Origin of the sequence: Paenibacillus sp. Marseille-P2973 (assembly GCF_018101095.1) — a bacterium.
In the GTDB taxonomy this organism is placed as follows: Bacteria; Bacillota; Bacilli; order Paenibacillales; family Paenibacillaceae; genus Fontibacillus; species Fontibacillus vini.
On the sequence record NZ_JAGQEH010000013.1, the window covers coordinates 93,423 to 105,621 of the forward strand.

8 protein-coding genes are annotated in these 12,199 nt (G+C 47.6%); 6 read left to right on the top strand and 2 right to left on the bottom strand.

All coding sequences use genetic code 11. The features are described 5' to 3' along the window. Positions 1-15 precede the first annotated feature (15 nt). Both KB559_RS20515 and KB559_RS20520 read right to left on the bottom strand, forming a co-directional pair. Positions 16-930, bottom strand: coding sequence for a carbohydrate ABC transporter permease (locus tag KB559_RS20515; RefSeq protein WP_211024570.1), 915 nt, complete (start codon positions 928-930; stop codon positions 16-18). A 14-nt stretch (positions 931-944) separates the two neighbouring features. Then, the gene (locus KB559_RS20520) at positions 945-1,925 is read right to left on the bottom strand and encodes an ABC transporter permease (RefSeq protein WP_247681984.1); all 981 of its coding nucleotides are present in this window, start codon (positions 1,923-1,925) and stop codon (positions 945-947) included. 346 nt (positions 1,926-2,271) lie between these two features. Here KB559_RS20520 and KB559_RS20525 point away from each other — a divergent pair, with 346 nt between their 5' ends. The 6 genes from KB559_RS20525 to KB559_RS20550 all read left to right on the top strand — a co-directional run bounded on the left by KB559_RS20525 (position 2,272) and on the right by KB559_RS20550 (position 11,832). Then, positions 2,272-3,090 (top strand): LytTR family transcriptional regulator DNA-binding domain-containing protein, encoded by an 819-nt coding sequence (locus tag KB559_RS20525; protein ID WP_247681985.1) that lies wholly within the window; start codon positions 2,272-2,274, stop codon positions 3,088-3,090. A gap of 147 nt (positions 3,091-3,237) precedes the next feature. Next, the gene (locus KB559_RS20530) at positions 3,238-4,083 is read left to right on the top strand and encodes an ABC transporter ATP-binding protein (RefSeq protein ID WP_211024574.1); all 846 of its coding nucleotides are present in this window, start codon (positions 3,238-3,240) and stop codon (positions 4,081-4,083) included. Continuing rightward, the gene (locus KB559_RS20535; RefSeq protein WP_211024576.1) at positions 4,080-4,790 is read left to right on the top strand and encodes an ABC transporter permease; all 711 of its coding nucleotides are present in this window, start codon (positions 4,080-4,082) and stop codon (positions 4,788-4,790) included. Before KB559_RS20530 ends, KB559_RS20535 begins: the two co-directional genes overlap by 4 nt. 19 nt (positions 4,791-4,809) lie before the next feature. Next, a complete protein-coding gene (gene secA2, locus KB559_RS20540; RefSeq protein ID WP_211024578.1) occupies positions 4,810-7,104 on the top strand; it encodes an accessory Sec system translocase SecA2 in 2,295 nt (764 codons plus the stop codon). A gap of 229 nt (positions 7,105-7,333) precedes the next feature. Continuing rightward, the gene (locus KB559_RS20545) at positions 7,334-8,320 is read left to right on the top strand and encodes a hypothetical protein (protein WP_211024580.1); all 987 of its coding nucleotides are present in this window, start codon (positions 7,334-7,336) and stop codon (positions 8,318-8,320) included. A gap of 212 nt (positions 8,321-8,532) precedes the next feature. Then, a complete protein-coding gene (locus tag KB559_RS20550; protein ID WP_211024582.1) occupies positions 8,533-11,832 on the top strand; it encodes an Ig-like domain-containing protein in 3,300 nt (1,099 codons plus the stop codon). Positions 11,833-12,199: the final 367 nt, after the last annotated feature.

Here is a 12,199-nt window from a genome sequence, read left to right on the forward strand (position 1 = left end):
CCAGAGTTAGACAGTTCAACCCTTGATGGCTCCTACAGTTAGCCCCTTGGTAAAATACTTCTGGAAGAACGGATAGACGAATAGAATAGGGCCTATTGAGACGACTACCATCGCCATGCGCAGACTTTCCGTCGGAACGGATTCCTGTACCATCAGAGCTACGCCGCTTCCCGCTAATTGATTTTTGAAAAATTCGGCTTGCCGGATCATTTGAATCATGACGTATTGCAGGGAATACTTGTCGGTATTATTAATGAACAACATGGAATTGAACCAATCGTTCCAATACATCAGCGTGGTGAACAAACCGATAGTGGCGAGAACCGGCAGGGAAATGGGAAGAACGAGCTGGAAGAAGATCCTCCATTCCGACGCTCCATCCAATTTGCCGGATTCAATCATCTCTTCAGGTACGGTCTGTTGAAAAAAAGTCCGGGTAATGAAGATATAAAACGCATTCGACAGTCCCGGAAGGATTAGGGCGATCAGGGAGTCCTTCAGGTTCAAAAAGTTCACATACAGCAGATAGAACGGGACAAGCCCTCCAGAGAACAGCATGGTAATCAGAAGGTAAATATTAAAGGTTCTCTTGAACGGAAAATCCTTGCGGAAGAGGGGATACGCATACAAGGCAATTAATAAAACTGCCAGAGAGGCCCCGATACACGTCACCATGATGCTAACTCCATAGGCTTTAACGAGAGTCGCCGAGTTGGTGAACAGATGGTGATAAGCGGACGTATCGATCTCATCCGGCCAAAACTTGTAGCCATTTAACGTAAGCATTTTTTCACTGGAAAACGAGATGGCGACGATCAGTAATATAGGAAGAATACAAGCGAGACTGAGAGCGATGAAAAAAGTATGAATCAGAATATCGGCCCACTTGGAGACCTTCTGATACGATTTAACGTTCGATGCCTTGTTCATATAGATTCTCCATTCTAGAAAAGTGCCGTATCGCGATTTAGTTTACGAGCCAAGCTGTTGGCTCCCACGACGAGGAAAAACCCGATGACAGATTGATAGAAATTCGCTGCCGAAGACATTCCCAAATCGTTGAGCTGGATCAAGCCTCTATACACATAAGTATCGATAACATCCGTCGTTGAGCGGAGTGCGCCGGAGTCGAGCGTAACGTGATAGAACAAGCCGAAATCGGAGCGGAAAATGCCGCCTAAATTCAGAATGGTTAAAATGACCATGATAGGGGTCAGAAGGGGCAGTGTAATTCGGAAAATTTGCTGCCACTTGCTTGCACCATCCATTACGGCAGCCTCGTAGAGCTCCTCGCTGATCCCGGTGATCGCCGCCAGATAGATAACACTGCCTATGCCGACGGAATGCCACATTTTCGTGATCCATAGAATATAAGGCCATGCCTGAGGGTGCATATAAGCATTGACGGATTCGTGACCGAATAAAGGGAGAACATATTTGACCAAAAAGCCGTATTCCGGATGCAAGAAGGCGTAAACGATATAGCTGATGACGACCATGGACAGGAAATTCGGCATAATCATCACCGTTTGATAGAACCGGGAAGCGAACCTGGCGCGGACTTCATTCACTAAAATGGCGACCGCAACCGAGAGAATCAATCCGGAAATAATAAAAACAACGTTATAGGCCACCGTATTGATGGTCACCCGCCAAGCGTCCGACGTGGCAAAGAGGAACCGGAAATTGTCCAGCCCGGCCCAAGGACTGCCCATTACTCCATCGACGTAATTAATATTTTTGAAAGCGATGAAGAGACCGAACATCGGAATGTAACAATTGATAAAAAAGACAATGGCGGTCGGCAAGAGCATGAACAGCAGGACGCGGTATTTCACAATATTTCGCAGTAACCGGACAAGTCTCCGCTGTTGCGATACCTGCGTTTGCCGGGTCGAAGATTTTACAGGGGATGGGATAGCCATAGTATTTAACCTCACTCTTGTTAATCAGGATGGCTTCATTATAAGTGAGAGAAACGGGGGAATTCTCTATCGCAGGTGACCTCGTTTATTCAAAAGTTACCTCTTCCTGTGCAAGGAAATTCAAAGGGCCCCAGGCGAACGGGACCAGCCGCTGGAGCACATTATGAGTCGTTTTGGATAATACATTCGTATAACAGATAGTGACCCAAGCTTATAAATGGAGGACGGCATGAAATTTGAACCGATGTATCAAGATGGGAAGTTAATTCTACCGAAAATCGAATTAGATATGACATCGAACCATTCGATTGGCATTATAACGGACTTAAAGCGAAAGCAGCTTTTAATGAATCAATTGCAGGATCATTCCCAATATTATTTATTTCGAGCCGGGCAAAACGAGTATATGCGTTTAACGGTGGAAGAGCTGATCACTTTCCTGATCAAGGTAACGGAGAGGAATGACCATGTCGCTCAGTTATTTGATTATTTTGCTTTGAAAGAAGAAAGGAAGGTAAGAGTCCGGAATCTTTCCTCATCGAAAAGGATGTATGTGACCTTGCTGCGTGCCTTTTTTGCGCATCAGCCTACACTTGTCCTTGAGGAACCCTATTTTTATTTGGAAGAAGAGGATCGTCGCCATTTCAAACGGATTTTGGATGATCTTTCGAAAGAGAAGAGAATCATAATTTTAACTTCTAATTTAGAGGATGCTCTCGTTTCCTGTGATGCCATTTACCGATTGAATGAATTGGGGTTTCACCCCTTGGATATTCGGGACTCCGAAGAGGAGAAGCAGGAAGTGCAGGAACAAGACCAGGCCAATATAACCTTGCAGAAGATTTCTACAAAAAGAAACGACAAAGTGATCCTGTTTGATCCGCCTGAAATCGATTATATAGAAAGCATGGACGGCTCGATCCTTGTTCATGTGGGTGGAGAAAACTATGTTTGTGCTTTGACGTTATCCGAGCTTGAACAGAGGTTGTTAAACTTCGGATTTTTCAGGTGCCACCGATCCTACATCGTGAACCTGCAAAAGGTAAGAGAAATTATTACATGGACGAAAAATAGTTACAGCTTGCGCCTACATACCGGTAAAGATGCCGTGGTTCCATTATCCCGTTCAAAATTGCAGGAATTAAAGACCCTTCTTAATATTTAAAAACTTCTATTTCCGGGGCAATATTGAAACCAATTAAGACTTTCTGGGTACCATTCAGGCGATAATAGCTACATTTCGGCGGATTTTTATGGCTGGAAGCATGCCATCTTTATATGCTTAAGGCATCAATCCTAAGGAAGTGGTGTCATGGATATTATCCAAGTAGAACGTATTCGCAAGCGATTTGGAGATAAGGATGCGTTATCGGACGTGTCCTTTTCCATTCCGAAAGGGGAAATCTTTGGTTTCCTGGGTCCGAGCGGTTCGGGCAAAACGACATTAATTAAGATTTTAACGGCGCAGTTAAATCCAACAAGCGGGCAGGCGAGGGTATTTAACGAGCCATCGGAGATGATGCATCGATCTGCACAGAAGATGCGCTTTGGCATTTTGACGGATAACAGCGGTTTATACGAGAGATTAACGATTGAGGAAAATCTGGAGCTGTATCGTCAGCTATATGATCTTCCTAAATCCTCGATCGATAAGGTGCTGCATTTTGTAAATTTAAGCGGTGAACGCAAAAAGAAAGTCAACCGCTTATCGAAAGGGATGCGCCAGCGTGTCATGCTGGCATGTGCAGTGATCCACGAGCCGGAATTATTATTTCTGGATGAGCCTACTTCGGCTTTGGATCCAGTAAACTCGGCACATATTTATAAAGGCTTACGCTACTTAAATGAGAACGGGACAACGATTTTTTTAACGACGCATGATATGGCTGAGGCGGAATTGATGTGTAATCGTGTAGCCATTTTGTATCAAGGAGAAATCCAAGCCATCGGATCACCCAAGGAGCTTAAAAAACAGCATAGAGAAAACGTCATGTGTGTTGAATTAATCAATGGGGAAGCCTACGAGCTTCCGATCGATGAGAGAACGGCGGATCAAATCGCCGATTGGATGAAACGAGGGGTCATTGATCGATTGGAGACGAAAGAGCCAAGTCTAGGTGATATTTTTATTAAAATGACAGGAAGTGAGTTACTATGAGTATCTCATTAAAACGAGCTCAAGCGATATTTGTAAAGGATTATAAAGAGTTCTCACGTAATTACGCGGTCTCTATTATGTTGCTTTTCCCAATTATTTTCGCATTTATTCTTCGAAGCGCACCCACGCCTTTGACAGGAGCGTTTGCCTTAGTTCTGAATACTTCGTTTGTAATATTACCGTGCTTTACACAAGCATGCTTAGTTGCGGAAGAAAAGGAACATAACACCTTACGATCCTTAATGATGACTCCGGCCTCGACCATGGACGTTTTACTCGGTAAAAGTGCCTTAACCTTTGTAATGTCTGCTGTTGTTCTAGGTATTACTACGTTTATATTTGGCTATGAGCCAGCAAGTATTTGGGCGTTTACGGCTGCGATTATTTTTTCGATTATTCTATACACCGCAGCCGGGACGATATGCGGTCTATTCTCCAAAACGTTGCTTGAAGCTACATTATCTATAATGCCCGTGCTGATTATATTCACTGTTGCGCCATCCGGAGTATTACTAGCGGATGATTTTCCAATCTTCAAAGTACTGGATTACTTGCCAAGCAGCCAGCTTGTGCATTTGCTGGGCATACAGGGCACGGGCTTTACGACAGGAGAATTATTAAAACCTCTGCTTATTATTTTGGCGTGGACCGTTGCATTAACGATCTGGTCTGTTGTTCTATATCAACGACGGTTAAAGGACGAGTAGAAAACGGAGGGGGAATTCCATGAATTTAGCCGTTAAAATGATGCGAGAATTCAAGGACCGCGATAACCGGCTCAGGTTGAAGGGCTATCGGGAAAAGGCGGAGCTCATCAGGAAGCGGAACCTGGAAGCATGGGACGATCAGCGGCTGCAAGCGGAATCTCTCCGGCTGAAAAAGGAAGCAAGATCGGGCACGCCTTTGGATGACCTGCTTGTAGATGCCTATTCGCTAGTCTGCGAGGCTGCGAAGAGAACGCTCGGATTACAGCCCTACGATGTCCAGATCATGGCCGCTATCTCACTGCACGAGAGATTTCTGATCGAGCAGCAAACCGGAGAAGGAAAGACGCTCTCAGCGGTGATGCCCGCTTATCTCAATGCACTTACCGGCGAAGGCGTTCATGTGCTGACGTTTAACGATTATTTGGCATATCGGGACGCGGAGTGGATGGGCCCGGTCTATCGCTTTCTCGGGTTATCGGTAAAGTCGGTTCAAGCGGGCATGAGTTTGCCCGAGAAACGGGAGGCCTATTTCGCGGATATCACCTATGTTACGGCCAAAGAGGCCGGGTTCGATTACTTGCGCGACACGATCGCACTACGCGTAGCCGATACCGTGCATCGTCCTTTCCAATACGTCATCGTCGACGAAGCGGATTCGCTGCTTCTCGACGAAGCGCGGGTGCCGCTGGTCATCGCCGGTGAGCCGGGCTTTTCCAAAAGTGACGGCACTCGCTTCGCAGAAGTGGCTCGGCAGCTTGAGCAAGATGTGCATTATGACTTCGACGAGTTCCAGCGGAATGTTTATTTGAACGAAGCGGGCGCTGCTAAAGCGGAATCCTTGCTGGGATGCGGCAATTTGTACGAAAGCCATAATAGTCATTTATTATCGACGTTAAATTGCGCGCTGCATGCGGAATCTTTATTGAAAAGGGACGTCGATTACATCGTCCGGGACGGTAAAATCGAGCTGATCGACGAATATACCGGCCGCGTGGCGGAGAACCGGCATCTGCCGGACGGGCTGCAAGCCGCGCTCGAAGCCAAAGAAGGGCTGAAGCCCTCGTCCGGCGGGAGAATTCTCGGTACGATCACCCTCCAACACTTTCTAAGCCTATATCCGAAGATTTGCGGAATGACCGCTACCGCGCATGTCTCTGCCGTTGAATTCGAAGATATATACATGCTGCAGGTCGTGCAAATTCCGCCAAACCGGCCGAACGTAAGGATCGACCATCCGCACCGGATTTACACCCATAAAGAAGCTAAATTTAAGGCGCTTGTGCAAGAAATCTCATCCGTCCATAGGACGGGGCGTCCGATTCTCATTGGTACGTCCAGCGTGGAGGAGTCTGATATGCTTGCGGAGTCGCTTGCGGCTGTTGGCGTACCTTGCCATGTGCTGAATGCGAAGAACGATGCAAAGGAAGCCGAAGTCATCGCTAAAGCGGGAGAGATTGGCGCCGTGACGGTATCAACCAATATGGCGGGACGCGGGGTCGACATTCGGCTCGGCGGCGGCGACCCTACGCAAGCCGAAGTTGTCGCCAAGCTGGGCGGGTTGTACGTCATTGGTACGCATGTGCATGAAAGCATACGGATCGACGACCAACTGCGGGGGCGCGCCGGCCGCCAGGGCGACCCGGGGGCTTCCGTATTTTTCGTAAGCCTGGAGGACGAGTTGATGCTAAGGTTCGGCATGGATAGAGTAATCCCGTCCGCCTATCGCGATCTCAGGCAGGATGATCCTCTGGAGGAGTTGGGGCTTCACAGCAAAATCACACAAATTCAGCGCATTGTGATGGGCCAAAACTTCGATATTCGCCTGGAGCTGAACCGTTATTCGGATACGGTGGAGAAACAGAGACGTATTCTATATGAGGAGCGGCTCGGAATTTTGAAAGGCGAGAAGAAGATGAGCCCATCGGAACAACGGGTACGCCTCTATTATATCGACAAGTTCTGGGCGGACCATCTGGCATACGTTACTTACATCCGCGAAAGCATCCATTTGACGAGCCTGGCTAACCGCTATCCGCTCAACGATTTTCATGATCAAATTATTCATGCTTTTGAGCAAATTCCAGCTGAAATCGACAGGGAGACGGCAAATATGCTCGCAAAGCTTGAAGGTTCGAATGATCCGGCGAAGTGGGAACAATTCGGTCTGGAGAGCCCTTCTTCCACGCGGACTTATATGATCAACGATCAATACATGGATTACTTGCAAAATCGCAGCTCCTGGGCTCCGGGGACGGTACTCGCCTTATGGCTCCGTCAAATGTTTAGACCGGTATTCGGGTGGCAAAAGTTTTGATCGGGGTGACAGTTCTCATCCAATAAATCAGCAACATTACCAATATAAGCTTCAGGTTGTTGAAAATTCAGCAAGTTTTCAGTCCCGGGATGGATGAATATTCCATCCCCAGACGGATAAATAACGCTGCCAGTATCCTTTATACTATGGAAAAGAAATATTTGACTTCGGTTTTGGGCTTTAGTTAGATCAAAAAAATCACCGTTCAAGTGAGGTGAAGTTGAAAACTATGAATGCAGCTCAAGGTCAGCGAATTCCCTATGCGGTTTTCGAGAATATTCAATTTCCGATACTGGATATTACTCATCCCCTTTTCAACGCAAGCATCGATGAACAGGCGTATCATTTGAACTGTCTCAAATCAGCCCAAAGCATCGAATCATTAAAGAAAATGCCCGGCTTTATCCGAAACATCTTTGTGAAGATGTCTAATGTTGACAATTCCTATCTTAGCGGCATGCGCACTTTGTTATACAAACTTGGGCCCAACTTAAGCCAGGGGATAAAATTAGGATTTCGGGACAAGTGGGCGGTGAAGCAAACCTCTTTCATGGGACTTCGGATCAGATTGAGGGATCTTTGCCGACACCAGTCGAAAATCTTAGTTCCCCTGCTCAAGCAATTCCCGGATCGGAACCTTTGTTTCTTCAATATCGCTGGGGGGGCCGCTACCGACAGTATCAACACCCTGATTCTAATTCAAGAATCCAACCCTGAATTACTCAAGGGACGGAAGATTGAGATCCGCATTTTAGACATCGATACCTATGGCACCAATTTCGCAAAACAGTGCATCGAGGTTTTGAAACAGCCGGGGGAACGCTTCCATGGCTTGGACATTACCCTCATTACTATTCATTATGACTGGAGCGAACCGGGGGCATTACAAAAGGAGTGCTTGGAACGTTTCGGTTGGATTCAGATTTGTTCCTCGGAAGGTGGTCTTTTTGAGTACGGCTCGGATTCGGATATCGTTGAAAATTTAAATCATTTCTTTATTAACTCCCCGGCGGATGCCCGGATCACGGGTTCATTAATTTTCGACCGGGCCCGTGTAAATCCGGGATACCTGGGGTTTACTGAGTTTATTGGCGTGCAGATCCGATATCTTGGGCTGGAGGGGCTGCAGCGAATTCTAACCCAAACCTCTTGGGTGTTGGAAGAATTCCATGATATTGATACGATCTATACGCTATTTTCATTGAAGAAGGTGTGACGCCGTTCCTCCGATCACTAATACAAGCGAGCGCTCGACTTATAATCATCATACACAGAAGTTTGCAATCAACCCCCTCAAATAGAGGGGGTTTTATGATATTTCTCATAGATTTTTTTATTTGCCGATGTAGGGATTTGAATATGTGTGTCGAATGAAAGAACTTATATTGATTAAAAGCTCAGATTGAAGTGTATCCAGGGGAGGTTCATATGTATTTTTTGAAAAAGATAGGATCGTTTTTTTTAGTGTTATCTATCGTTATAGGGCTGGTGTATTTGAAACCATTGGATAAAGTGTACGCTTTGCCCCCAATCGCTACCATTGATGTCACCGACACGTCACTGATCATCGGCGAGACTGCCATTGTGACGATCACGTTCTCGGAAGCGGTGATTGGCTTTACAATTGAAGACCTGACTGTCCCGAGCGGCACATTGAGCGGCCTCAGTTCGTCCGATGGCGGCCTCACATGGACAGCGATTTTAACGCCGAACACGAATGTCGAAGAGAAGAACAATGTTATCACACTAGACAACTCGGGCGTGGCGACTAGAGGAGGCGAGGCAGGCACGGGCACAACCACCTCCGACCCTTATGATGTCGATACGGTTCGGCCATCGGTGGCCATTACGACCAGTAGCCCGCAAATCAAGATCAACGAGACTATCACGGTGACGTTTACGTTTTCGGAAGCGGTGAGCGGCTTCACAATAGCGGACTTGTCTGTCCCTAACGGCACATTGAGCGGGCTTGTTTTGCCCTCCGGGGGCCGCCTCGGGACGGCGACATTCACGCCGGACATGAATACCAATGATCCAAGCAATGTAATTACACTCGACAACACGCGTTTAACGGATCTCGCAGGTAATACAGTGGTAGGTACTACCGATTCCAACAATTTCAAGATCGATACGGATCGGCCAACCTCGTCCATCGAGGTCGACGACACGACGCTAAAGGTCGGAGAGCATGCTACAGTTACGATCAAGTTCTCGGAAGCTGTGACAGGCTTTACGAATGCAGACCTGTCGGTGATGAGCGGAACAGTTGGCCCTTTGAGTACCTCCGACAACATCACATGGACGACGACATTAACGCCGAATATAAATGTCACGGAGGCGACTAATGTTATCACGCTCGACAACGCGAGTGTGGCTGATTCCGCAGGTAATTTAGGAGGAGGCATCTCGACCTCCAACAATTATGCAGTCGATACGGTTCGCCCTACGGCGACCATTACAGTCACCAACCCCTCCCTAACCGCTGGAATGACTTCCACAGTGACATTTGTTTTTTCTGAGGCGATTGTTGGATTCACGCCGGCTGATCTGAATGTGGCAAACGGTACAGTGAGCGGCCTCAGTTCATCCGATGGCGGCATCACATGGACGGCAACATTAACACCGCATATGAATGTCACGAAGGCGACCAATGTTATCACGCTCGACTACACGGGTGTAATGGATCTCGCAGGCAATGCCGGATTAGGTACGACCGAGTCCAACAATTATGCGGTCAATACGGCCGGGCCAACGGCTACCATTGCAGTTGCCGACACGTCGCTGGCGATCGGCGAAACTACCACGGTGACGTTCGACTTCTCGGAAGCGGTGAGTGGCTTTACGGTTGCTGATCTGACAATCGATAACGGCACACTGAGTGACCTCAGTACTTCCGACGGCGGCGTTACGTGGACGGGAACGTTGACCCCATACATGAATGTTACCGATGCAACGAATGTCATCACGCTCGATAACTCGGGAGTGGTTAATTCCGCAGGGAATGCGGGGACAGGCACGACCGAATCCAACAATTATGCAATCGATACGGTCCGGCCCGCGGCGACCATTGTAGTCACTGACACGATTCTGAAGATAAGCGAGACTTCCGCAGTGACGTTTACATTCTCGGAAGCAGTGAGTGGCTTCACACTAGAGGACCTGACTGCCGAGAACGGTACATTGAGTGACCTCAGTTCTTCCGATGGCGGTATCACATGGACGGCGACGTTCACACCGGATATGAATGTTATTGAGGCGACTAATGCCATTACGCTCGACAACACGGGTGTAATGGATCTTGCAGGCAATACGGGGGCGGGCACGACCGGGTCCAGCAATTATACGATCAATACAGTTCGGCCCACGGCGACCATTGTGATCGCCGACACGTCGCTGACTATCGGTGAGACATCCCTCGTGACAATCACGTTCTCGGAAGCGGTTAGTGACTTTACATTAGCAGACCTGACTGTCCCTAACGGTACATTAAGCGGCCTCAGTTCGTCGGATGGAGATATTACGTGGACGGCGACGTTGACACCTCAAGCTAATGTAAGTGCTGCCGCCAATGTCATCACGCTTCAGAATAGCGGTGTGTACAATAGCGCAGGTAATGCGGGGCAGGGAACCACGGAATCCAATTCCTATTCGGTACGGACTGTGCCGGCAACTAACGGCGGTGGTTCTTCAAGTGGCGGTTCCACTGCTCCTGTAATCACACCACCCGCTCCGAATAACAGTACCGTTACTGAAACGAATGGGAAAATAACGCTTCCGGCGGGCAAATCGGGAGTAGTCAGTTTGGGGAACGATATCAAGATTTCGATTCCCGCAGGCGCTTCGCTCCAGGAACTGAAATTAACGATCGAGGAAGTATCCGACCCTGAAGCCTTGTTAAGGAATGAAGAGGTGTTAGCAAGTCCAGTCTTCGAAATTCTGAAGAACTTTCCGGAGAACTTTAGCAAACCCGTAAAATTGTCCTTAACCTTCGATCCCGCGAGTTTGAAGAGCAATCAAACGGTGGCTGTTTTTTATTATGATGAAGTGAAGAAGTTATGGGTGGAAGTTAAAGGCGGCATCGTAAAAGAGAATCAAATCACAGTAGATGTAGATCATTTTACGAAGTTTGCGGTCCTCGTGGTAGATAACGATACAGGCGTGCCAGTCAATGACAAGCCCATAAAAGTCGACATCAACATTAGCGATATTTCCGGTCACTGGGCTGAGGCAAGCATCAAGCAAGCCATTAGCGACGGAATCGTAACGGGGTATCCGGATGGAACGTTCAAGCCGGGTAATACCGTAACACGTGCGGAATTCTCAGTTATGTTAATGAATGCACTGAACTGGCAAGAACCTGGAACCGATCTGACGTTTACGGATAAAGCGGAAATCGGGACCTGGGCCAAGCAGGCAGTCTCGCAGGCCGTTCAAGCGGGTATCATTAGTGGCTATGAAAATGGCTCTTTCCGTCCGAATGCAAATATAACCCGCGCTGAGATGGCTACGATGATTGCGAAGGCACTTAAGTTAGCTGCTAAGGAGAATGCCTCAACCTCTTTTGCAGATGATAAGGAGATTCCTGCTTGGGCCAAAGGTTCAGTGGCCTCCCTGAAGGAGCTGGGGATTGTAAATGGCACGGGTGCCAACGAGTTTCATCCAAGCTCCCAAACTACAAGAGCAGAGGCAGTAATCGTTTTGATAAATATGTTAGATCGGACTAAATAAACAATTGCTGAGACCTTGACTTGACTATAGGTTTATCCAATAATACAAAATATGGAGATTAAGGAAAGGGGACTCGTAAGCCAATGTGGACTTCCTTGTAATGGTTTGATTGAACTAGATCGCGCGACCCGGTAATGGTAAGTGCCATTCTCCGGTTCTTCATGCCGATCCTCAACCATTTCAAGGAAAAGCGAGCCAACCGTTCACTACACTTGTCGCGCGGATACTTGATGTATCCGCTTTTTTTACGGCTTTAGCCAGTTGAGCTCGCGAAGCGTGCGAAACAAAAAACCACCCGCTATGCGGGTGGAGGGATCGAAGGTTTGACCACCAAGACCATTCCGATAAAATTGAGATGTTCAGGCTC

What these genes read in the sequence shown, in the direction of transcription:
- KB559_RS20515 (WP_211024570.1), bottom strand. Translation starts at nt 930, where the DNA reads ATGAACAAGGCATCGAACGTTAAATCGTATCAGAAGGTCTCCAAGTGG.
- KB559_RS20520 (WP_247681984.1), bottom strand. Translation starts at nt 1,925, where the DNA reads ATGGCTATCCCATCCCCTGTAAAATCTTCGACCCGGCAAACGCAGGTA.
- KB559_RS20525 (WP_247681985.1), top strand. Translation starts at nt 2,272, where the DNA reads ATGAATCAATTGCAGGATCATTCCCAATATTATTTATTTCGAGCCGGG.
- KB559_RS20530 (WP_211024574.1), top strand. Translation starts at nt 3,238, where the DNA reads ATGGATATTATCCAAGTAGAACGTATTCGCAAGCGATTTGGAGATAAG.
- KB559_RS20535 (WP_211024576.1), top strand. Translation starts at nt 4,080, where the DNA reads ATGAGTATCTCATTAAAACGAGCTCAAGCGATATTTGTAAAGGATTAT.
- secA2 (WP_211024578.1), top strand. Translation starts at nt 4,810, where the DNA reads ATGAATTTAGCCGTTAAAATGATGCGAGAATTCAAGGACCGCGATAAC.
- KB559_RS20545 (WP_211024580.1), top strand. Translation starts at nt 7,334, where the DNA reads ATGAATGCAGCTCAAGGTCAGCGAATTCCCTATGCGGTTTTCGAGAAT.
- KB559_RS20550 (WP_211024582.1), top strand. Translation starts at nt 8,533, where the DNA reads ATGTATTTTTTGAAAAAGATAGGATCGTTTTTTTTAGTGTTATCTATC.